This is a genomic window from Ruegeria sp. B10, assembly GCF_056539825.1.
The window spans coordinates 290,282-312,896 of record NZ_JBQFVP010000002.1 but is presented as its reverse complement, the minus strand read 5'-3'; the positions used below and the strand labels follow the sequence as shown (position 1 = coordinate 312,896).

Sequence of the window (22,615 nt, the reverse complement as noted above, 5' to 3'; positions counted from 1 at the left end):
TCCCGATGGGGCGGCGGTCTGGCCGCCCTGTCACCAAGTGGGCGCAAAAGCTCCGATCTAACACGACTCGAACGAGGAGGGCGCGCCATGGCTGCTTCAGCCGACGCGGATTTCAAGACACGCCTTCAGAACTGGATACCCAAGCTGGTCCTTTCGCCGTCGCTGGCGATGATGTTGGTCTTTGTCTACGGGTTCATTCTGTTTTCGGTCTACCTGTCATTCACCGACAGTCGCATCCTGCCGTCCTTTGGATGGGTCGGATGGGAAAACTACGACAAACTGTGGCGGCTGAGCCATTGGGAAACCTCGTTGATCAATATGGGGATTTTCGCGAGCCTCTATATCGTGATCTGCACCTGTATCGGCCTGGGTCTGGCGATCTTCCTTGATCAGAAAATCCGGGGAGAAGGGCTGCTGCGTCCCATCTACCTCTATCCGATGGCCCTGAGTTTCATCGTCACCGGTACAGCCTGGAAGTGGTTCCTTGACCCTGGCATCGGGTTGGAAAACGTGATGCACACATGGGGCTGGACCAGCTTCGAGTTCGACTGGATAAAAAATCGCGATTACGCCATCTACACAGTGGTTCTTGCAGCCGTCTGGCAAACCAGCGGTTTCGTTATGGCAATGTTTCTGGCTGGCCTGCGTGGGATCGACAACGAGATCCTGCGGGCTGCGCAAATGGATGGGGCCTCGAACTGGAACCTCTATCGCCGGATCATTATCCCGCAACTACGACCAGCCTTCTTGTCGGCTTTCGTGATCCTCAGCCACCTGGCGATCAAAACCTTTGACCTAGTGATTGCCCTGACCGGCGGCGGGCCGGGTCGTGCCACAGAACTGCCCGCGACCTTCATGTATTCTTACACGTTCACGCGAAACCAGATGGGGATCGGTGCGGCGTCGGCCACGATCATGCTGATGACCATTGCGGCGATCATGATCCCCTATCTTTACGCCGAATTGCGGGAGAAACGCTGATGTCTCAAGCAACTCAGGATACCGCAATCCGAACCGGCCGCGTCACGCGCACGCTGATCTACCTGGTGCTGCTGCTGTTCGGTCTTTTCTACCTGCTGCCGCTCTACGTCATGCTGGTGAACTCTGTGAAGCCATTGGAAGAGATCACCGGCGGCGGCATGATGAACCTGCCGCAGGTGTTCACGATTGAGCCGTGGCTCAAGGCGTGGTCTTCGGCGCAGATCGGCGTCGATCCTACAGGGCTGAAGCCCTACTTCTGGAACTCGATCAAGATGGTGGTTCCGGCGGTGATCGTCTCGACCATTCTTGGGGCGTTGAATGGCTATGTGCTGACCAAGTGGCGCTTCAAGTATGACACCATCCTATTCGGTCTTATGCTGTTCGCCTGCTTCATCCCGTTCCAGATTGTTCTGATCCCAATGGCGCGGATGTTGGGCATAATCGGGCTGGCAGGCACCACCTGGGGTCTTGCGCTTGTCCACGTTGTCTACGGGATTGGCTTCACCACGCTCTACTTCCGCAACTACTATGCTGTGTTCCCGACCGAGCTGATCCGGGCGGCGCAGATCGATGGCGCCGGGTTCTTCCAGATATTCTGGCGCATACTTCTGCCCAGTTCCGGGCCGATCGCTGTGGTTTCGATCATCTGGCAGTTCACCAATATTTGGAATGACTTCCTGTTCGGAGCGTCCTTTGCCGATGCCAACAGCCAGCCAATGACGGTGGCACTGAACAATCTGGTGCAGTCGTCAACCGGTGTGAAGGAATACAACGTTCATTTCGCAGGCGCCATTTTGGCGGCCATGCCAACTCTGCTCGTCTACATCGTGGCCGGTCGATACTTCGTCCGCGGCCTGATGGCGGGTTCGGTGAAAGGATAAGACCTCATGGGTTTTCTAGACATAGACAACGCGACTAAATCCTACGGGGCAGTCGAGGTTCTGCACAAAGTGGATATCTCGGTGCAGGAGGGTGAGTTCTTGGTGCTGGTCGGTCCCTCGGGCTGTGGCAAATCCACTCTGCTGAACATGATCGCGGGGCTGGAGGAGATCACCAGCGGTGAAATCCGCATCAAGGATCAGGTGATGAACGGGGTGCACCCGTCCAACCGCAACATCGCAATGGTGTTCCAAAGCTATGCTTTGTATCCCAATATGACGGTCGGGCAGAACATCACTTTCGGGCTTGAGATGCACGGGGTGCCTAAGCCCGAGCGTGACAAGGCCATGGCTGACGTCGCCAAGCTCTTGCAAATTGAGCAGTTGTTGGATCGCAAGCCCGGTCAGTTGTCGGGCGGTCAACGTCAGCGGGTTGCAATGGGTCGCGCGCTGGTGCGAAATCCTGATGTCTTCCTGTTCGATGAACCGCTTTCGAACCTCGATGCCAAGCTTCGCGTCGACATGCGAACCGAGATCAAGAAGCTGCATCAGAACCTCGGGACCACCATCGTCTACGTGACGCATGACCAGATCGAGGCGATGACGCTTTCAAGCCGGATCGCCGTGATGAACGGTGGCTATGTCCAGCAACTGGGCACGCCGCAGGAAATCTATGACACGCCTGCGAATATCTTCGTTGCAACATTCATGGGTTCGCCTGCGATGAACGTGGTACCAGCCAAGGTTACGGTCTTGAATGGCCGCCCCCATGCAGAGGTCGCCGTTCACGACGGATCCATGGCACAACTTCCGTTCAGCCAAGACAACTTGGCCGCATGGGATGGGCGCGAGATTTTGTTGGGAATTCGCCCTGAGACTATCACCGATATGGATGGCGCGGATCGAAAGTCGTCGAACATCGCGCAAATGGCCAACCGTATCGTGGTGACGGAGCCCGCTGGATCGGACACCTTCGTCTCGATGCAATTGGGCGGGCGAGATGTGATCGCGCGTATGCGTTCGGATGCAGAGGTCGCACCGGGGCAGGATTTCAACTTTGCAGTAAACATGGAAAAGGCCGTGGCTTTTGATCCCGAAAGCGAGATGCGGATCCTTCCATGAATCGGGCTGACGTCATAATCATCGGGTCGGGTATCGGGGGGGCAACGCTGGCTGCGGCGTTGGCCCCGTCCGGTCGTCGCATTCTGATCCTTGAACGAGGTGAGAGATTGCAGCCCTCACCTCAGGATCGAGACCCAAGGGCGATCTTTGCTAGTGGGCACTTTCGCCCCGATGAAACATGGCTGGATGGAGCAGGCAAGCCTTTCAACCCCGGAAACTACTACTGCGTTGGTGGCAATTCCAAGTTCTACGGCGCAGCTTTGATACGTTATCGGAAAGAGGATTTTGAGCCGCGTCAGCATATGGGGGGCTACTCTAACGGCTGGCCCATGCCCTACGAAGAGCTGGAGCCGGACTACACCGCCGCGGAACAGATTTACGACGCGCGTGGGACCACCAAAGAAGATCCCACCGAGCCACCGCACAGTGGGGGTTACCCGCACCCACCTGTGCCGGATGAGGTTGATATTGCAGACCTGAGGACGCGGCTAAGCCAAGCAGGCCTGACGCCATCCTCAGTGCCTTTGGGCGTGGAAATTGAGACCTGGCTAGAGGCTGGGCAAACAACTTGGGATGCGTTTCCCAATACATGCGGCGGCAAAATGGATGCCGAAACCTGTGCGCTGGCCGAGGCATTGAAGCACGGCAATGTCGAACTGCTGACTGACGCGCGTGTCCGAAAACTGAAGGCTGATGCCCTTGGTCGCATCACAAGCGTCGAAGTTGAAGGCCACGGTGCCTTGAGTGCGCCGGTCATCGTGCTTGCAGCAGGTGCGGTGCAGTCCTCGGTCCTATTGCTGCAGTCCGCGAATGATAATTGCCCAACCGGTCTGGCCAATCGGTCCGATCAGGTCGGGCGGAACTTCATGAACCACAATTGTTCGGCGGTGCTGGCCCTTCATCCACTGCGTCGCAACAGAGCTGTCTATCAAAAGACATTGATGTTCAACGACTATTACAACAGCGACGGACAGGGTGGCTTGCCGTTGGGCAACATTCAGATGTTGGGAAAGATCACTGGGCCGATCCTTGCGTCGCAAACCCATCTACCGGGTCCACTTGCAGCACTGATCGCCAATCGCAGCTTTGATTTCTATGCGATGTCCGAGGATCTGCCGAACCCAGAAAGCCGTGTAACGGTCGTAGGCGACCAGATCAGGCTGGATTGGAGGCGCTCGAATTGGGCTGCGCACGAGGCCTTGGTTGCGCGGCTAAAGGCGCATCTGAAGCAGGCCGGGTTTCCTGTAGTATTGTCGCGACCATTTGATCGGCGCACTCCGTCACATCAATGCGGCACAGCGCGGATGGGCAATGATCCGTCAAGCAGTGTCGTCGATACGTTCTGTCGTAGCCACGACCACAAGAACCTGTTCATCGTCGACGCGTCAGTTCTTCCGACATCTGCGGCGGTGAACCCGGCCCTCACTATAGCCGCACTCGCGCTCCGGGCAGGTCGTCACATTATTGAAACGGAGTTCGCCGCATGACGGGAACAGCATTGGTGACCGGAGGACAACAGGGCATTGGTCTCGGGGTGGCGCGCGCCTTGATCGCGGCGGGGTACAAGGTCGCAATAGCCTCTCGCTCGGCACCCGACAAACCGGTGGTTCAGGCGGCTTTGGCAGAGCTTGGCCCAAGCGCAATCTATGTGCAGCACGATGTATCAGACATTGATCACGTTCCGACGCTACTGGATCAGATCGAAGCCGATTTGGGCCCGATCACCGCGTTGATAAACAACGCAGGCGTAGGGGCGCCGGTGCGTGGTGACATGCTGGATCTGAAGCCTGAGAACTGGGATTTTGTGCAGAATATCAACCTGCGAGGCGCGTTTTTTCTGGCGCAAGAGGTGGCTCGGCGCATGTTAGCGCAGCCGCAAGATACCTATCGTTCGATCACCTTTGTCACCTCTGTCAGCGCGACAATGGTATCGATCGAACGCGCCGAGTACTGCGTGTCCAAGGCGGCCGCAGCGATGATGGCGCAGTTGTTCGCAGTACGCTTGGCCCCCGAAGGCATCGGCGTCTTTGAACTGCGGCCCGGCATCATCGCCACCGAGATGACGGCGGGCGTGCGCGACAAATACACCGACCGTATCGAAGGCGGTCTTGTTCCCGCGGCACGCTGGGGTGCGCCCGAGGACATTGGGTCCGTTGTCGTCCCACTGGTTCAGGGGCAGATGCACTTTGCGAACGGCGCCGTCATCCCGGTGGATGGCGGCTTGTCGATTTCACGTCTGTAAGTCAGGGCACACAAGAATGTCTGAAGGATATGATTTCATTGTCATTGGGGGCGGCTCCGCAGGCTCGGTGATCGCCGCACGTCTTTCCGAAGAACCCTCGGCACGTGTGCTGTTGTTAGAGGCCGGCTCCACCGACCGTCACCCGTTCTTTCACTTACCCGCTGGGTTCGCGAAGATGACCAAGGGTATCGGCAGCTGGGGCTGGTCTACGGTTCCGCAAAAGCACATGCAGAACAAGGTCTTCAACTACACTCAGGCCAAGGTGATCGGCGGAGGGTCTGCGATCAACGCGCAAATCTACACACGGGGTGCAGCTCAGGATTACGATGACTGGAGACAGATGGGGTGCGAAGGGTGGAGCTATGCCGACGTGCTGCCCTATTTCAAAAAATCCGAGGACAACGACACCTACGACGACGAGTTTCACGGCAAAGGCGGACCGCTGGGCGTGTCCATGCCCGCAGCACCTTTGCCAATCTGCGATGCCTACATCAAAGCTGCAGGGGAAGTGGGGATTCCCGAAACGCGGGATGTGAATGGGGCGAAGCAGGATGGCGCGGGGTACTATCAGCTGACCCAACGCAATGCGCGACGCTCATCTGCCGCGATGGCGTTTATCGCGCCGAACCGCAGCCGCCCGAACCTGACCGTGCGCACCGGCGCACAGGTCCGCCGCATCATGGTGGACAAGGGCAGGGCGACTGGTGTCGAGATGATGAACGGGGACAAGATCTCCGCCGCGAAAGAGGTCGTTCTGTCCTCAGGTGCCGTCGGTTCACCGCGTTTGTTGCAACTGTCGGGTATCGGCCCAGCGGATCATTTGGACAGTCTAGGTATCGACGCGGTTTATCATCAGCCTCAGGTCGGCGCGAACCTGCAAGACCATCTAGATTTGTACTCGATTTGCGAAGTGACCGGCCCGCACACCTATGACCGTTTCGCCAAGCTTCACCTTTCAGCCTTCGCAGGTCTGCAATACCTTTTCACCCGCAAGGGACCGGTCGCGTCCAGTCTGTTTGAAACGGGTGGGTTCTGGTACGCAGACCCGGATGCGCGTTCGCCGGATCTTCAAATGCATCTGGGGCTTGGTACCGGCATTGAGGCTGGGGTCGAGGCGATGCCCAACGGCGGGGTTACGCTGAACGCCTGCTTCCTGCGCCCCAGGTCACGCGGAACCGTCCGGTTGCAAAGTTCAGACCCCGCGGTGATGCCGCTTATTGATCCCAACTATCTGGCGGATCCTTACGATCGCGAGATGTCCATTCGGGGGCTGAAACTGGTGCAGAATATCCTCGCGCAGGATGCGCTGAAGCCATACATCTTGGCAGAACGTTTGCCGGGCCCGGACGTGCGGACCGAGCAGGAGTACTTCGATTTTATCTGCGTACATTCGAAGACATCGCACCACTGCGCTGGAACCTGCCGTATGGGCAGTGACGCCGAAGCCGTTCTGGACCCGCGCCTGCGATTCAATGGGATCGAAGGGCTCCGCGTCGCGGATGCGTCGATTATGCCGACGGTCAATTCATCGAACACCAATGCACCTACAATCATGATCGGGGAAAAAGCTGCCGACATGATCAAACAAGATCAGGGTTTCTGAACATGATCCGCCACATCGTACTGACCAAATTCCGCGCCGACGTGACCGAAGAGAAAATCGGAGCCATCTACAAAGGCCTCGAGGACGTGTCCAAGGCCCTTCCCGGAGCCAGCGGGTTCACCGGGGGGCGTAGTGAAAGCCCCGAGCAGATTGAACGCGGATACATGCATGGGTTCGTGATCGACTTCGACGATTGGGCCGCGCTGGAGGCCTATCAGAACAACAAAACGCATAAGGCGCTGGGCGCGCAACTGGTCGAGAACGCGGTGGGTGGTATCGACGGCATTCTGGTTCTGGATTTGGAGGTTTGAGAAAATGAAATTGATTTTGCCAAACCCTGAGGGGCAATTGGAACCCTATGCGCTGACCGGAACGCCGCTATTACCGCGCGCGCCGCAGGTGCCTCTTACGCGCACGGCCTTTGCAGCGGCTCATGTGGTTTCTGATCCGCTGGCAGAACGTAACCCCTGGGATGGACGCCCCACGGTTGATTGGGAAGCGACACTGCGATTTCGTCAGGGGCTCTGGGATCAGGGGCTGGGTCTGGCCGAAGCTATGGATACCGCACAACGGGGTATGGGCGTCGATTGGGAGACCGCGTTGGAGTTGATCCAGCGCACAATGAAGGCGGCGCAAGCGCATCCGTTGTCGCCCCGGGTGGCTTGTGGCGCTGGGACCGATCATCTGCCTCTAAGCGCGTTGAACACAGCAGGTGAAATTCTGTCAGCCTACGAGCACCAGGCCGAGGCTATCGAGGCCGCCGGAGGGCAATTGATCCTCATGGCGTCACGTGCCTTTCCAGCGATCAACGCGGGTCCGGACACATATCACGACGTCTATCGCGCGCTTATCGATGGGGCGGCGAACCCAGTAATCCTGCACTGGCTTGGGGATATGTTCGATCCTGCATTGACGGGCTATTGGGGTATCACGGATATCGACGCGGCCAGCGACTTTGTGTTGTCCCTGATCAACGAAAATCCTGCCAAGGTTGACGGGATAAAAATATCCTTGCTTGATCAGGCACATGAAGAAGCCTTCCGCGCGCGGCTGCCGGACGACGTGCGCCTCTACACAGGTGACGATTTCAACTACGCCGATCTTATTGCCGGGGATGGAACGCATTTTTCGCACGCTCTGCTTGGCATTTTCGCTGCTATCGCCCCCGCCGCTAGCCAGGCGCTTGAGGCGTTGGTAATGGGCGACATGGATCGCTACAACGCGCTGTTCGCACCGACTATTCCCCTCAGCCGAGAGATATTTAAGGCTCCGACGCGGTTCTACAAGGCCGGGATTGCCTATCTGGCATGGCTGAACGGAGCCCAGTCTCATTTCATCATGCCGGGTGGGTTCCAATCCAGCCGAGACATCTGCCACTACGCGCAAGTGTTCAGATTGGCGGATCAGGCCGGTTTACTCTCGGATCCTGAACTGGCTAAAGCACGGATGACCACGCTTCTTAGCTTGCATGGAGTTGAACAATAGCCTGAATGCGAAGACCCACGATCATAGATGTCGCCAACTCTGCGGGCGTTTCCAAGTCGACGGTAAGCCTTGTGTTGCAGGGCAGCCCACAGGTGAAGCCGGAGACACGCAAGCTCGTCCATACCGCGATGAAAGAGATTGGGTATGTCTACAACCGATCGGCGGCAAATCTGCGAGCCACGGGAACGGCGCTAATAGGTTTGGTGATCAACGACCTAACCAACCCGTTTTTCACCGAGTTTGCGACTTCGTTGCAAATGGCGCTGGGGTCCCGAGGCTATGCGGTTGTGTTGGCCAACACGAACGAAGACCCCGAACTTCAGGATCAGGTGGTGGGCGCAATGCTCGAGCACGGTGTTTCTGCCTTGATCCTTTCGCCAGCTTATGGCGATGTCACAAACACCCTCTCCGCGGTAGAGCGAGCTGGCATTCCATTGATGCAAGTCTTGCGACAGGTTGAAAGCGAAACGGGCAGATTTCCCTTTATCGCTCCTGATTACGCAGAGGGTGGACGCGCGGCAACACAGTACCTGATCGAAACAGGCGCGCGAAACATCGCCTTTATCGGTGGTCTGGATGGTGCCGAAGTTACTCAGGAAAGGCTGTCCGGCTATATCAGTGCGATGAAAGACAACCACTTGCAGCCTATTGTAAAAACAGGGGAATCCAGCCGATCATTTGGACATGAAGCAACGGTTGGCCTCTTCAAAGAACACCCTGAATGCGATGCCGCAGTTTGTTTCAATGATCTCGTTGCTTTTGGGATGATCAATGCCTGCCATGAAACTCAGGTCAAGATTGGAACGGAGTTTCAGATCGTCGGTTTCGACGACATCAAGGAAGCATCAGAATGCTGGCCAGCTTTGTCTACAGTACATTGCGGCGTCTCTGAGTTTGGAGAACAAGTTGCGGACACTGTTTTGCTGTGGTTGCAGGATGGTGTCGCGCCTGCGCAACACACGCGGAGTTCAACGCGCTTGGTATTGAGGCAAACTACGAAAGACACGGTGTAGCAAAAGACTATACCAGCCTTTGTCGAGAGGTTTTGTCAGAAGAACTTTGGTAAAGCGGGGCATGGCGGTTGCGCAGCTTTTGCCAAAACCAGACCTGACTTTCTTAAACACTTTGAATCTTGTCTCGAGATCATCCGCATTGCGGTGACGCTATACACTCGATTGCCGCTCTCGCTTCTGAATCTCGAAGATCTGCTGCACAAGCTTGGCAGCGACGTGAGTCCCGAAACTTTCCGCCAATGTGCTTATTGATCCTTGTCAAGAATTGAGCGGGCAAGAAGTGGTACACTCAATGGCAATCTAGGGGAGGGGATTCATGGAAGAGTTGATTGAAATCGGTAGATCCTTCGTCGAGGCCATGCGTGAGCGCCGGGGCCTTGGAAGTGTTGATGAAATGTATGCCGAAAACGCGCAGTCGATAGAAGCCGTTGTGCCTCCGGTTCGACAATTCCGCGTTTCAAAGGGTCGCGAAGCCATCAAGGGAAAAAGAGAGGATTGGTTGGCGTCGCATGAAATCCAAGAACTAGAAGTGGATGGACCCTACGTCCACCCACCCAACCGCTTTGGAGTGCGCTTTAGAGCCGAAGTCGTTCAGAAGGCCACGGGTGAGCGTATGACCCTGCGCGAGATCGCAGTGTATTCGGTGGCGGAAGGCAAGATTGTGCTGGAAGAGTTCTTCATGTTGCCGAAGTAAGAAGAGCGACTAACAACATCGGCCAATTGTTGGCTCAATCAGTACACACGGCTTTTGGGCAAAGTGAAATTCCGGACGGAGGTCGGGAATGCAACACAGAACTGTGGCATGTTTTGTAGGAGTTGATGCTGACGACGCGTCGATTTTGGAATGCGCTGAAACTGCCCGTATCCAGAACGACCACTTGAATTGCGTATTGATCGCAGCGTTACCTAACCTGCCTTACCTAAAGTATGGATCAAACAGGTTCGTTGAAGCGGGTCTGCCCTCAAACTGGTTGGATGTTCTTCACGCAAAAAATGCCGCCTTGAAGTCTCGCGCCACTGAAATTGAAGCGCTTCTGGTTGGGCAGGGCGTATCGGCAAATGTAGTTGCCTTTATGGGACTTGGAGCAGAGCTACAGCATCTTGTAGCAGAACAAGCCAAATGCTCTGATATCGCTTTTCTAGACGCTGGATTGCGAAGAGACCCCGATTTATTTCACAAGATCGCGTGCGGAGTGTTGTTTCATTCTCCGGTCGCTCTGATGATTAATGGAGATCCGTATGCCCAACGCGACCGCGTTTTTTTGGCATGGAATGACAGCTTGCCTGCGTCCAGGGCAACGCATTTAGCTTTACCCATTCTTCTGGCCGCCAAAGAAGTTGTGATTGGGTGTTTTGATTTGCCGTCGCCTGAGGACTTAGAAAGTAGCGTGCCCGGAACGGACCTAGCTGAATGGCTCGGCCATCACGGTTGCAACGTGACCGTGTCGCAGTTTCAGTGCGGGGGGAATTCAATTGCAGACTGCATTCAAGAACGAGCAAGCGAAGCGCGGGCCGATCTCGTTGTTATGGGCGCTTATGGGCATTCCCATTTGCGAGAGTCAGTTTTTGGGGGCACGACGCAAGCAATGTTGGAGCAGACAAGTTTACAAGTGCTTTTCGGACACTGATGAAGTGAGCCGATGACTGTAATTTTCTGGTAGCCATTGCTATTAAAATTCATCAGTAAATAGTTGAGAAACCATTTTTTAAGAGTTTTTTTGAGGTTGAAGCGTGTTTGCCCGACCGTTTTCGCCAAGGAACTCTATCACAATTGACGTTAGTTCATCCCAGTCAGTAAACTCCCTTGCCCCTTCTCGTGGATCGATTTTTCGACCGAGCAAGACGACGTACTTAAGAATCTCCCTCTCAAAATACCCGTAGTTTTCGGGCCTCACCGCGCCTGCGATCAAAGCCGTCGCATTTGGTTTAAAACCTGTTCGCAGAAGCATTTCGTCAAGATAGTCACGGGCTTCTTCTCGACCTGACGCGAAAGCAGCTTTTAAACCGACGGAAAGCACGAGAGACTTTCGCTTCACTAGGGCGTCTCTATTTGTAGCGACAAATGCCTCGAATGACTTGGGGTGCCTACGCTCGTGGACAGGGGCTAGGAGAATAACCTTGACCACATCGTCAAGTGAAACGTGGCTGGGTATTTCATCGGTATTGATCAGCTTTGCGTCGAAACCGGCATTCTTCGCGACATTGCTGATAAAGCGCGCAATCTTCGCTGTCTGGCCTTCGACCGTGGCGAAAGCGATGAGTACGGTCATTCCGATCCTCCCATAAATCGGTCTGAATAGACTGCTTATTATGAATAAGTGACGTGCGTTGCCCTTGATCTCCATCAAAGGCGTTTCTTGGGACCATTTCGGGATCGTTGTGGTCCGCTTTTGCTGTCTACGCAGAGCATGTTTTAAGGAAGTTCGCGACGGCGTCTATCTTCAAAAAAACCTGCCTTTGCGGCCGGCAGCTTTGAAGCTAGCCAATTCCTAGTGATCTAGCTTGCTACCTTAAGCAAAAGGCCAAGACAGCGACGAAGATTAATAAACTGATGAACCACACTGCAAAACTCACTTGTTGGCGTGCGGGCAGGTTTCTGAGCAGTCTAATCATAGTCAAACCTTTCAGACAAAATCCGATGTGACGCGGTCCCACGCTCAATCAGATGATCTTCGACGGTGTCCATCATGGCAGGGGGGCCGCAAAGAACAAAAAGCCAGCTTTCAAATTGTTCAGAAGACAAATTGCGGTCTAAGAGGGGACCGTCGATCAAGCCTGTCTCTCCGGACCAATCCTTTGGCGGTTCGGATAGAACAAATACTGTGTCTTCTTTGGACAACTCCTGGCGATAAACAATCTGCTCCTCCACCCGGTTGCCATAGATAAGCTTGAGATCGTGCCGTGTTCCACTCAGTCGAACTTGACGCATAATGCTCAACATTGGCGCGATCCCGACACCACCTGCGATCAGAACAATACCTGTCTCAGTGCGGTGGCTGATCGACAGATTCCCGTGCGGGGCATCCAGATAGGCCGTGGTTTGAGGAGCGATCTGTACGAGACCGCATGTGAAATCCCCAAGCTCCTTTATCACGAATGAAACTTCGGGGCCTTCGGCTGGTGCCGAACTAATCGAGAATGGGTTTTCATGCAGCGAAAAAGCACTGTGGCCGACGTTTAGCCAGGCAAACTGTCCTGCTTCGAAGTTTAGTCCGTTGTGACCATGGGGCTTGAGGCGCAACTCCCATTGCTTCGGTGTTAGTCGAGACACAGACGTGACGCGCCACGGACTTTTCCTCTGACGTAAAGGGCGAACGAGATAGACATACAGCAAAGTTCCAACTGCAATACTGGTCAGGGCAAGCCAGAGATACATCAACAGCGGATGCCCACCGTAGCGCCCAGCATAGACCATGTGATGCAACAGCAGGCATGCGATCACCAAGGCTCCCAGCCCGTGTAAGAGGCGCCATGTTTCATATTTGTAATCAAGGGATTTGCGGGCAATTGCCGAGGCGACCAGGATGAACAGTAAAAAATATGCGCCGATGCCCGACACCAGCGTAGAAAAGTCGGTCGAAATCGTAAGTTGGTTTGTTTCATCCCACGGGCGGCGTCCGCCAGAAGGCGTACCCTGATATAGCAGCGGGTGTATCAGCGCAAAGCCGAGTGCTGTACGCGCCATCAACTGATGCACCCGCATGGTTACATCCATACCCAGACCGGAAGAGATGAACCTGAACCGCCCAGACAGCAGGAACTCGACTAAGATTATTGAAAAAGCGAGCATCCCAAGCCCGGACGCGAGCTCTTGATGAAATGATCGTGGTGGCCATCCCAGAGACCAAGAAAAACCCAAGGGAGCCAAGATCAGCAAAACGTAAATCAGCGCCAGATAAGGCCATTTCATACAGTTTTGCTCCACTGTGCTAAAGCTAGGCAGCTCGGGCTCATTCAAAATAAACGCTAAGCTGACCTTGGATTCCGATCAAGACTGCCGAGAATGGTCTTAATTCCAGCGCGACGAGGCAAGTTTAGTGAACGAAGTTTCCCGTTTCAGTTCGTTCAGCCGCTGCGTTCGGTCTGGCTGATGCTGAGGTTGCATGCTTGCGCAAGATCAAGGTCCTTGACCGCTTTTCCTGTCATAATGTTGCGCGCGTGAAATCCGACCAAAGGAGGAGGCTCAAAATGTTGGAAGACAAAAAGTCACCGCAACTTTTCACTGGAATGCATCCGCTCTCTGACAACTTTCGGCGTGAAATGGAAACCTTGATGTCGCGTTTTTTGGGGGGAGGATCACCCTTCCTGCCGATGGAAACGGCTGCGCAACGCACGGGTTTTCCGTCTCTTGATATGACGGGTGCGATTTCACCGGCAATCGATGTCCAAGAAACGGATTCTGCGATTGTCCTGACGGCTGAATTGCCGGGGCTCGAAGAGGATGATGTGGAAATTGAAATCAAGGACCGCAAACTAGTCTTGAGCGGTCAGAAGAAGATTGCGCATGATGAAACGGGCGATTTGCGTGTCAGCGAAAGAAGCTATGGCAGCTTTTCCAGAGCCATGTCGCTGCCAGATACTGTGGAAATCGACAAGATTTCAGCTGAATTCGACAAAGGCGTTCTGCATATAGAAATGCCGAAGACTGAGCCTCAGGATCCAAGCCGTAAGATCAAGGTATCTTCGAAATAGACGGTCTGGTGGCTCGATACCGTGCAAAAAAATGCCAAGGCAGAAGGTCGATCATGGATCGGCCTTCTTAGAGTTGTGGCCTGATAAGTGTCTTTGGTTGAGTCCTGGCAGATATCGCAAGTATCTGTACAAAAGTGTTTTTTGCACATTCGTACCAGGCCATGGGTTTGGCGTTGAAGCGTGGTAGAATGCCCTCACGCGTTTGGGTAGGGGGCCACAATGCGAAAACCAGAAGAGAGTGGCATGACACCCTCAGGACATGCTGGTGAAGGTGAGGTGCGGGCCTTTCTGGAGAGCCTGACCGGACCATCGCGCGGAAACGTGAACTGGTTGTTCGATAAAGCCCTGACCGTTTCAGTTGACAACGGCAGGGTGCTAAGCCTTCGACCTAAAGACGACCTGCCTCCGCATGACAACGATATTGCGACCCTACAGTGGGCTGACGACGGTTACACGATAACCGCGACGGTAGGGCGCAATGTGTGGGTAAACGGGCAAAAAGCCTCGTTAGCGTCTCTTAGGCATGGCGACATGATCGAGTTCGGTGAAAAGGGTCCTATGTCTCGATACAGGCTGTGCGATCACTCATTTCCCGCGCACCATACAGTCGAGGATATCCTCAGCGATGCATATGCTTACACCCGAACGAGCCGTCGACCTTTTGCCAAAAAGATGTCCGGTGCCCTGCGCGACAGTGGGCGGCGGCTTGCCTCTCAAACCACGATATTGTTCAGGATCACGGTTCTTGCGACGCTTCTTGTGATCGCGGGGTTTGGGTACCTGCTTTATCAAAACGACCGGCGCTTGGCGGATAGTATCGAACAGGAGTCCCGCAAGATTGAAGCGGTCGCAGTTATGCTCGCACAGACGCGAGAAGACGCACTTACGCCTGATGACTTGGCTTCGTTGCGTGACGCTTTTGAGAACCAGGTCTTGTCGACTGAACAACGTCTTGGAACCTTGGAACAGCGGGCGGGAGCACCCACGCGGGTGATTGCTGCCTCCATTCGATCCGTCGCGTTCCTTCAGGGGGCTTATGGGCTGCGCCACGTGGAAAGCGGGAAGATTCTGCGGCACGTGTTGGGACCGAACGGAGAAAACCTGAAAACCCCATTTGGCCAGCCTTGGATCGAACCGGACGGGACCGGCGAACCTGCAGAATTTCAATTCACTGGAACCGGTTTTTTGATTGCTGGGGTACCGTTGATGGCCACCAACCGCCATGTCGCGTTGCCGTGGACATCAGGGGACCGAGAGAAGGCGCTGAGAGACGCGGGTTTTGAGCCAGAGATGTTGAGGCTGTTGGCCTATTTGCCTGATCAGACGGAACCAACTGAGGCGCGGCTGCTCCGGTTCAGCGACGCGGCAGATTTGGCGATTTTGACAGTTGAGCCAAGCCGCGTTCAGGACCTCGGAATTCCTTTGGCGGATGCCACGTCGCGCGTAGGTGAAGAGCTGTATCTGTTGGGATATCCAACGGGTTTGAAGGCTTTGATCGCGCAGGCCGGTCCGGGCTTTTTAGAGGAACTGGAAGCAGAAGGAACGTTGAACTTCTGGTCGATCGCGTCCCGGCTTTCTACACAAAGCAAGATACACCCGCTAGCAAGCCGGGGGATTGTTGCGCGGACAAGTGGGAGCGCCATCGTTTATGACGCCGAGACCACGACCGGTGGGAGCGGGGGGCCAGCATTGAATCGGCGGGGCGAGGTCGTTGCCATCAATGCTGCGATCCTGCCCGAGTTTGGTGGCTCAAACATCGGCGTCCCGGTCTCACATCTCAGAGCTCTGCTGGAAGAGGCGGAAAGTCAGTGATCATTCGCTCGTTCGGAAGCGCGAGTTTTGAACGAAAAACACTGTGACCAGTGGAACGATCACCGAGATCACGGCTACGGAGATCAGCAAGTACCCAAGTTCACTGTAGTCCGCGGTGGACGTGACCGTACCGGTTTTTGGATTTGTGACAGCGCGTGTGACGACGAATGTTTGGTTAAGGTATTTGGTGCTGAGGCTGCTGGCCGACAATGCCATATTTGTGAATGATGCCATCACCGCAAAGAAAGTCGCTTTCAACTGAACAGGGGCATTGCGTGCAATCCAAGCCAACATCGGGACCATGGCGATCTGTCCAAGCGGCGACTCAACGGCTGTGTCAAGAATGGCTATGAATCTTGCGTCGACAACTCCGCCGGTACGCGCCGCCGTCCATTCGTGCACGCCGTAGTAGAGGGCAAGGTTGGGTAGGGCGAGAATGCCCGCCGTAATGGTCAGCAACACCACCACATGCGCAATGGAGCGGTTGGCCATAAATGGTCGAAGGACGATTAACCCGAGCAGGGCCAACATCGAAGTCAACAAAGCCAGAATTGCCAGGAATTGCTCATCGAATCCCAGTTCATCGATTTCAAACCATGTCAGACCTGGTCCCGGTAGCGGCACAGCGCGAAACACAAAAATGATTGTTGCTGTCCCGATCAAGGCTTTGGCTTGGGCCGGTTCCAGCTCTTTCAGCAGACGCGACATGAGGTAGAGGATCACCGTCAGGGAAACCGCAAAAACAGTCTCTTGCGCAAACTCGAAATCTGCGGTTCCCAGCACGATGCTAAGCAAAACGAATGCAAGACCGCCGAGCAATATGGACCATTTGACTTCGGTGACTTCATCCGGTGTGTGAGGCGGGTGGCCGCGCTTGACAAGCTGACGCTGGATAAAGCTGTGAAGAACCACTCCACTGACGGACAACACCGGGATGGCCAGAGCTATCAGGTATACGTGGCCATAAAGCGCAAGGCGTTCGGATTTTTGCAGTTCTTCGGTTCCAGAGAATATCCAGATGTTTACAGCCGCAACCGCTGCGAACCCGGAAATGATCGAGACTCTGCCCAAGGTCTGCATCGTCGTATGCTGTGCACGGGTTTCTTCAGGCGTAAACGGTAGGCCGCGCTGGTCAACCTTTGGGACCGCCTCAACCGTCATGGCGTCAGCGACAACATCCTGAATGGCATAGCCGGAAGGCGCCAAGAGGAGGGCAACAACATACCAGTCTTCCAACGGCATGAACTTGGACATCTGTGCAGGCGCGGTCACGAGACCGTACATTGTGAGCAAAGACAATGTGATCAAAGACGCGCCAAACAGGATTAGCAGGGACTTCCAGCGCCAGAACAGGTCCACGACATGGCCAAGTGGCATTTTTAGGATCCAAGGCAGACCGGCCCAAAATGCAAGCCCTGCAACGAAAGAGGCGGATAAATCGAGATAGTCTTTTAGGAAAAAAGCTCCGACGACTGAGGTCAGACCGGACACACCGGCCGCGAAATAGACCATCAGTGGCGGCAAATAGGACCATTGCAGCTGCTGAACCAGATCCACAAACGTTCTATGCCACCAGGCCGAAAGTTTTGATCCTATGGAAACTTGGTCAGTCGTCATATGCTGTGGCAGCTCGCTGAGGCCTTTGGGTCGTTGTATCTAGTTAGAGAAATCCAGATCCGAAAAGCAATGCACTGGTGATCACCCCAAGGATTGGTACCGCAAGAGGAACTCGGAAGTGTTTGGCGGCCTCGTCCGGCTTCATCTTCAGCAGGATCAGCGAGACATTGACCAGCACAAAGACACCTAGAACGATCTGCGACGTGCGCTCTGCCAGAGTACCAATCGGTATAGATTGGGTCAGGAGGACGATGATTGCGACGACCAGCAAAGTAGCGACAACTGGTGTCTGAGTCGCTTTCGGCACAACCGCCAGAACCTTGGGCAAATGGTCTCGGTCCGCTAGGCCATAGATCACCCGCGAGGCCATGATCATCTGGATCAGTACTCCGTTGACTGTCGCCAAAATCGCGACTGCGGAAAAGCCCTGTTTGATCACCTCGGGCGCGTTTGAAAACACAAGCGCGAGGGGCGCTGCAGATGTCGACAGAACATCGATCGGAACAACAAGTAGAACCGTCATTGAAGTTCCCAGATACAACACGGTCGCCAGAACGAGCGTTAGTAAAATCGCTTTTGGGATCGTGCGAACGGGGTCTTTGACCTCTTCTGCGACATTGGCCATGTCCTCGAAGCCAACAAATGCAAAGAAGGCGAGGAGTGATGCCGCGAAAATGCCTCTCCACGCGTCGAGTTCAAGCGGGGGAAGCATCGAACTGATCCCGTATCCCTGCGGATCATGAACCGACATACCCCAGCCCATCACAAAAAGAAGGCCTGCGATCTCGACGATCGTAATGACAGCCGCAACAAAGACCGACTCAGTGATCCCCCAAAGCGCGATTAGACCCATGATCAAAACGACGCTGACGGTCAAAACAGGGGTCGCAAAACCGGTTAAAGCGTGCAGGTATGACGCTGCGCCAATTGCAACTGCAGAGGCAGAGATAATCCCCGAAGCTGCGACCGCGAGCCCGACGAATACCGCCATCCATCTTTTCTGAAATCCCGCCTCAACATAGGCTGCTTCACCTGCGCTGACGGGAAACCGTGTTGCGAGTTCAGCATACGAAAGCGCGGTGAGTGATACGACGAGGGCGGCTACAACAAACGAAAACGCTGCAAACGGTCCGGCAATGTCTGCTGTTGCACCGACTAAAACATAAATGCCCGCTCCGACCGTTACCCCGAGGCCATAGAGCGTGAGCAACGGGGTAGTAAGGGCTCGTCTGAGTTTCTGTTCGTTTGGATAAACAGAGTTCATAAGCGATTTCCACCAACTGCTCATTCAGAACGTCGTCAGTGGCGTCCTTCCCAGTTTTGTCCGCGATTGGCGGAGCGGCGCGATCCGATGGTCAAAGCTGCACCGAATGCCTTGTGTCTCAACGTCTGGGCGCATCGTGCGCCAATAAACTAGCTGGGGGCTCGCCACCACTTCTGCCGAGCCCCCAGTGGGTGGAACTTCCACTCCTTCAGAATTCCGTTCACCTTTGTGTTTGCTTGGGGACAGACCGGTGAACGTAGAACAAGCTGAAACATTCGTATTTCACTATGTGATTCCTATTGGTGCTTTGATCTATGTCAATCAACTCGCGGTCGCCGGTCTGCGAGGCTGAATCCCAACCAACTGTCGTTTGCCGTCGAACTTAAAGGCAAAGCAAACATGTCAGGCGGTTTGAGATTTAGGGTGGAAGGCAATTCGCAATGCTCTGGAACCTGTTACCAGCACTGGGCGGCATCGGCCTGTTCCTTATCGGCATGCAGTTGATGACGGACGGTTTGAGGGCGTTGGCAGGTGCGCGACTGCGAGATATTTTGGGCCGGTTCACGTCGACACCGTTTACCGGGGCGGTAACGGGCGCGGTCACGACAGCTGCGATCCAGTCTTCCAGCGCGACGACCGTCGCGGCCGTCGGATTCGTCGCGTCTGGTCTTCTCACCTTTCCCCAAGCGCTTGGGATCATCTTCGGGGCCAATATCGGAACGACCATGACAGGTTGGCTCGTCGCGCTCTTGGGGTTAAAGCTGGACCTGGGGCAAGTGATGTTGCCCGTTGTTTTTGCTGGGGCTTTGCTGGCGCTTTCAGGAAAAAAAGCGGTTGCCGGCATTGGGCTGGCGTTGGCCGGCTTCAGCTTGATTTTCATTGGGATCGAGCAGCTCAAGTCCGGGCTTGACGCCTTTCGCGGCGTAGTTACCCCTGCCGATTTTCCGCCAGATACACTACTGGGCAGGCTGAAGCTTGTATTGATCGGTGTCGTTATCACGATGGTGACGCAGTCTTCGAGTGCTGGTGTAGCAACAGCGTTGGCTGCGTTGAGCGCCGGTGCTGTGAACTTTCCTCAAGCAGCGGCTCTCGTCATTGGAATGGATGTGGGGACAACTTTCACCGCTGTTCTGGCCACCTTGGGTGGGGGCACTATGGCGCGTCGAACCGGTTTTGCGCATGTGATTTACAACGTGATGACAGGAGCAATGGCATTTTTTCTGCTGGGGCCGTTTACTTCGGTTTTTGTAAGTGGGACGGGGGCCGGAAACTCACTGACTGCGCTTGTCGCGTTCCATAGTTTCTTCAACGCCATAGGCGTAGCGCTGATCTTGCCGTTCGCGATACCCTTCGCCAGATTTATCGAGGCGCTCGTACCCGACAGAGGTGCTGAGTTGACGAGGTCTCTGGATCCGCTCGTTCTTGGGGTGCCGGAAATAGCGGTGAATGCAGCAAAAGCTTCAGTCGAACAAATTGTAAGGGCCGAAGTGGGCACCTTCGGTCATGTATGGGTGCATCTCAGCCAAGCGGACCCGGCTATGGGCGGGATAACATTGAGACGGCTGTTTCTGAGGCGCGCTCGTACCTAGACAAGATTGAACTGCCCAGCAGGTCCGACGCGGAGATATCCAGCATCAAGGGTATGTACCATGTCCTCGACCATCTTGACCGGCTGCTTTACCGGTGCAGCCAAGATGATCGGACAAGCGAGTTACCGAAAGACCGGCGTTTGAAGCGGCTTGCTTCGGTATTGATTTCAGCAACTGACGGCTATTTAGAGATCGACGATCCAGTGCAGTGTGAAAACACGCTGAACCGTCTTCGCCGTTTTATGAGGCGACAGAGGAAACTTCGCAGAGACTTGCTCATTTCCGACGCTGCAACTGACAATCTGCCGGACGACGTGGTTTGGGCTCGGCTGGATGCCCTCAGATGGTTACATCGCGTGTCTTATCACCTCTGGCGAATTCGTTGGCATTTGAACGCATTGGAACGAGAGTCGCCTGGGCGCAAGGTTGGCGAGGTCAATGACGAACTGGCGTAGTTGGAGGCTGGCGTGGATTAGATTCGGCGCTTGCTCAAACGTTCTTCGACTGAGACGCCAATCTTCGCGCTTAAGCGTGCAACATGAGCAAGGTCAAAGAAGTTTCTCAAGGATGCGCCTTAATTTGATCTGCATCCAAGGCAGCAAATTGGAGGAACAAATGCAGATTGTTCGCGGGATATTACTGGCACTGTTCGTCGCGGGACCTGCTTTAGCGCAGGACATCAGCGTCGATGAGGGACGTGATTTGTACCGGACGTATTGCTGGCAATGTCATGGTTTCGAAGCGACCGGAGACGGGCCGATGGCCGAAATGATGGCTATTCGAACGCCCGACCTTACCAAATTGGCGGGCCAAAACGACGGTGTGTTTCCGACAGATCGCATAGCTGAACAGATTGATGGTCGTTCCCAATTGCTCGCGCATGGGGGCGAAATGCCGATCTTTGGCGCGGTGTTTGAAACAGACCAACAAATCGCGGTGGCTTTGCCCAACGGGCAACGAATGATGGTTGGCCTGCCGTTGGCGAATTTGCTCGCCTTTTTGGACTCGATCCAAGCCGACTAGTCACGGACCAATCTGCTAGTCCGTATCAGCCGTGCGTCTGATTGACATGAGAGTCAGTGGCGGCCCCAACACTTCGAAGGCCACAGTGCTGGCAAGAGTAAAGGCCATGATGGACGATGCCCAGTTCGGAAATTGCTCTCCGGCGACGAGGGCCATTCCTACCGCGACACCAGCCTGTGGCAACAGAGCAGGGCCGTACCAGCGGGTCTGATGGCGGGGCAGGCCGCCCAGTCTCGCTCCGCAATAACCCCCGACAACGCGGGCCACGGCGCGCAAGATCAGGAAGAGTGCACCAGCCCAACCCATCAAGCCGAAGGCTTCGATATCCAACGTGGCGCCAGCCAACAGGAAGAACAGGATCATGAATGGCCACTGAATGTGCTCGATCTCATGAAAGGCACGGTCGTGATGGCGGGCAAGATTCCCTATGACGGCCCCCGCGACCATGCCTGCTACCAAAAATGAAACCTCCAGCCAAAGCGCAAGGCCCGCCGTAAGAAAAACTATGCCCACTGCTTCTGCCTGCATTGGCTCTCCCGGTTTCAAACGGCCGGTAAGGTAAGCGGATGGCACGCCCAGTGCGGTACCCAACAAAATAGCCCCTCCGAAATCCCACATCGCTGTGGTCGTGACGGTTGCCCAGCCATCCGAATGACCGGCTAGGACCAGGGTGATACTGAATACGATCAGACCCCAAGCGTCATCAATTGCGACGACGCCCTTTAATGTCTGGGTGAAGCTATTGGACACTCCAGATTGCTTGATCACGTCTGTCATGGCGGCCGGAGCTGTAGCTGTAGCAATTGCCGCCAGCACCAGCGCCAACCCGAAGGGTACGCCGATTGCGGTTAATCCAGCAGACACGATAACAAGGGTTGCAACCACGATTGAAATCGAAATCGTCAGAATGGCTTGGCCGTGTCGAACCAGGTTCTCGCGGGTCAAAGATCCTCCAAGAAGGAACGCGACCATCGTCAAGGCCACAATGGAAATCTCGTCGAACCACAATGCAACGTTGAGTGGGATCAACCCCATTCCGGCGTTCCCGGCGATCAGACCGAGGAAAAGTAAGGTTGTAACACGAGGAAGATGCGTGGCCCGGCCCAGTTGATCGGCCGCCAATCCGGCAAGAAAGAGGACACCAAGGGTAATCAGAAAGCCGGCAATGTGCATAGAAACCCAAGCGTTAAGTTCTTGTCTAAACTACTCTAACTCCAACACTGCCTTCTAGGAACCGATGTCGGACAGAATGCGGGAGTCCCGACGCAGCTTTGGCCGAAGACCTGAAAAATAA

Annotated in this window: 21 protein-coding genes; 16 read left to right on the top strand and 5 right to left on the bottom strand. The window is 55.0% G+C overall.

The window, feature by feature from the left end:
- The first annotated feature begins 87 nt into the window (after positions 1–87).
- The 11 genes from ACR0J4_RS03925 to ACR0J4_RS03875 all read left to right on the top strand — a co-directional run bounded on the left by ACR0J4_RS03925 (position 88) and on the right by ACR0J4_RS03875 (position 10,952).
- Entirely contained in the window at positions 88–981 is an 894-nt protein-coding gene (locus tag ACR0J4_RS03925) for a carbohydrate ABC transporter permease (RefSeq protein WP_170376146.1), read from the top strand.
- On the top strand, positions 981–1,862 hold the full coding sequence (locus ACR0J4_RS03920) for a carbohydrate ABC transporter permease (RefSeq protein WP_068340098.1): 882 nt from the start codon (positions 981–983) through the stop codon (positions 1,860–1,862). Before ACR0J4_RS03925 ends, ACR0J4_RS03920 begins: the two co-directional genes overlap by 1 nt.
- A 6-nt stretch (positions 1,863–1,868) precedes the next feature.
- On the top strand, positions 1,869–2,981 hold the full coding sequence (locus tag ACR0J4_RS03915) for a sn-glycerol-3-phosphate ABC transporter ATP-binding protein UgpC (RefSeq protein ID WP_170642348.1): 1,113 nt from the start codon (positions 1,869–1,871) through the stop codon (positions 2,979–2,981).
- Positions 2,978–4,468, top strand: a complete 1,491-nt coding sequence (locus tag ACR0J4_RS03910; protein ID WP_170747282.1) for a GMC family oxidoreductase — start codon at positions 2,978–2,980, stop codon at positions 4,466–4,468. Before ACR0J4_RS03915 ends, ACR0J4_RS03910 begins: the two co-directional genes overlap by 4 nt.
- Positions 4,465–5,223: a 3-ketoacyl-ACP reductase gene (locus ACR0J4_RS03905; protein ID WP_170642344.1), complete on the top strand. Its 759-nt coding sequence runs from the start codon at positions 4,465–4,467 to the stop codon at positions 5,221–5,223. The genes ACR0J4_RS03910 and ACR0J4_RS03905 overlap by 4 nt, the downstream gene beginning before the upstream one ends.
- Positions 5,224–5,239: 16 nt before the next feature.
- Positions 5,240–6,826 (top strand): GMC family oxidoreductase N-terminal domain-containing protein, encoded by a 1,587-nt coding sequence (locus tag ACR0J4_RS03900; RefSeq protein ID WP_170642342.1) that lies wholly within the window; start codon positions 5,240–5,242, stop codon positions 6,824–6,826.
- Between the two features lie 2 nt (positions 6,827–6,828).
- Positions 6,829–7,137: a Dabb family protein gene (locus ACR0J4_RS03895; RefSeq protein WP_170551793.1), complete on the top strand. Its 309-nt coding sequence runs from the start codon at positions 6,829–6,831 to the stop codon at positions 7,135–7,137.
- Between the two features lie 4 nt (positions 7,138–7,141).
- A complete protein-coding gene (locus tag ACR0J4_RS03890) occupies positions 7,142–8,311 on the top strand; it encodes a dihydrodipicolinate synthase family protein (protein WP_170642340.1) in 1,170 nt (389 codons plus the stop codon).
- A 5-nt stretch (positions 8,312–8,316) separates the two neighbouring features.
- Positions 8,317–9,324: a LacI family DNA-binding transcriptional regulator gene (locus ACR0J4_RS03885; protein ID WP_170376162.1), complete on the top strand. Its 1,008-nt coding sequence runs from the start codon at positions 8,317–8,319 to the stop codon at positions 9,322–9,324.
- Positions 9,325–9,640: 316 nt separating this feature from the next.
- Complete coding sequence (locus tag ACR0J4_RS03880; RefSeq protein ID WP_170642338.1) at positions 9,641–10,018, top strand: nuclear transport factor 2 family protein; 378 nt, start codon at positions 9,641–9,643, stop codon at positions 10,016–10,018.
- 88 nt (positions 10,019–10,106) lie between these two features.
- Positions 10,107–10,952 carry a universal stress protein gene (locus ACR0J4_RS03875; RefSeq protein WP_170551786.1) on the top strand — a complete coding sequence of 282 codons (846 nt, stop codon included), beginning with the start codon at positions 10,107–10,109 and terminating at the stop codon, positions 10,950–10,952.
- 78 nt (positions 10,953–11,030) lie between these two features.
- Here the strand turns inward: ACR0J4_RS03875 and ACR0J4_RS03870 are convergent, their stop codons facing one another.
- Both ACR0J4_RS03870 and ACR0J4_RS03865 read right to left on the bottom strand, forming a co-directional pair.
- A complete protein-coding gene (locus tag ACR0J4_RS03870; RefSeq protein ID WP_170642336.1) occupies positions 11,031–11,594 on the bottom strand; it encodes a flavodoxin domain-containing protein in 564 nt (187 codons plus the stop codon).
- A gap of 335 nt (positions 11,595–11,929) precedes the next feature.
- On the bottom strand, positions 11,930–13,234 hold the full coding sequence (locus ACR0J4_RS03865; protein ID WP_170642334.1) for a ferredoxin reductase family protein: 1,305 nt from the start codon (positions 13,232–13,234) through the stop codon (positions 11,930–11,932).
- A gap of 278 nt (positions 13,235–13,512) precedes the next feature.
- On the opposite strand from ACR0J4_RS03865, the gene ACR0J4_RS03860 reads away from it, so the two are divergent.
- Complete coding sequence (locus tag ACR0J4_RS03860; protein WP_170487864.1) at positions 13,513–14,016, top strand: Hsp20/alpha crystallin family protein; 504 nt, start codon at positions 13,513–13,515, stop codon at positions 14,014–14,016.
- A 219-nt stretch (positions 14,017–14,235) separates the two neighbouring features.
- Positions 14,236–15,828 carry a trypsin-like peptidase domain-containing protein gene (locus tag ACR0J4_RS03855; RefSeq protein ID WP_480668299.1) on the top strand — a complete coding sequence of 531 codons (1,593 nt, stop codon included), beginning with the start codon at positions 14,236–14,238 and terminating at the stop codon, positions 15,826–15,828.
- On the opposite strand, the gene ACR0J4_RS03850 is transcribed toward ACR0J4_RS03855, so the two are convergent.
- On the bottom strand, positions 15,829–17,445 hold the full coding sequence (locus tag ACR0J4_RS03850; RefSeq protein WP_170642330.1) for an MFS transporter: 1,617 nt from the start codon (positions 17,443–17,445) through the stop codon (positions 15,829–15,831).
- Positions 17,446–17,488: 43 nt separating this feature from the next.
- Entirely contained in the window at positions 17,489–18,709 is a 1,221-nt protein-coding gene (locus tag ACR0J4_RS03845) for an amino acid permease (protein WP_170642328.1), read from the bottom strand.
- 440 nt (positions 18,710–19,149) lie between these two features.
- Between ACR0J4_RS03845 and ACR0J4_RS03840 the strand changes: the two genes are divergently transcribed.
- The 3 genes from ACR0J4_RS03840 (at position 19,150) to ACR0J4_RS03830 (ending at position 21,321) form a co-directional block, all read left to right on the top strand.
- Positions 19,150–20,298 (top strand): Na/Pi cotransporter family protein, encoded by a 1,149-nt coding sequence (locus tag ACR0J4_RS03840; protein ID WP_480668298.1) that lies wholly within the window; start codon positions 19,150–19,152, stop codon positions 20,296–20,298.
- Positions 20,299–20,351: 53 nt separating this feature from the next.
- A complete protein-coding gene (locus ACR0J4_RS03835) occupies positions 20,352–20,753 on the top strand; it encodes a hypothetical protein (RefSeq protein ID WP_480668297.1) in 402 nt (133 codons plus the stop codon).
- 160 nt (positions 20,754–20,913) lie between these two features.
- Complete coding sequence (locus tag ACR0J4_RS03830; RefSeq protein ID WP_480668296.1) at positions 20,914–21,321, top strand: c-type cytochrome; 408 nt, start codon at positions 20,914–20,916, stop codon at positions 21,319–21,321.
- Between the two features lie 15 nt (positions 21,322–21,336).
- Here ACR0J4_RS03830 and ACR0J4_RS03825 read toward each other — a convergent pair whose 3' ends face one another.
- Positions 21,337–22,494 (bottom strand): cation:proton antiporter domain-containing protein, encoded by a 1,158-nt coding sequence (locus tag ACR0J4_RS03825; protein WP_170642326.1) that lies wholly within the window; start codon positions 22,492–22,494, stop codon positions 21,337–21,339.
- Positions 22,495–22,615: the final 121 nt, after the last annotated feature.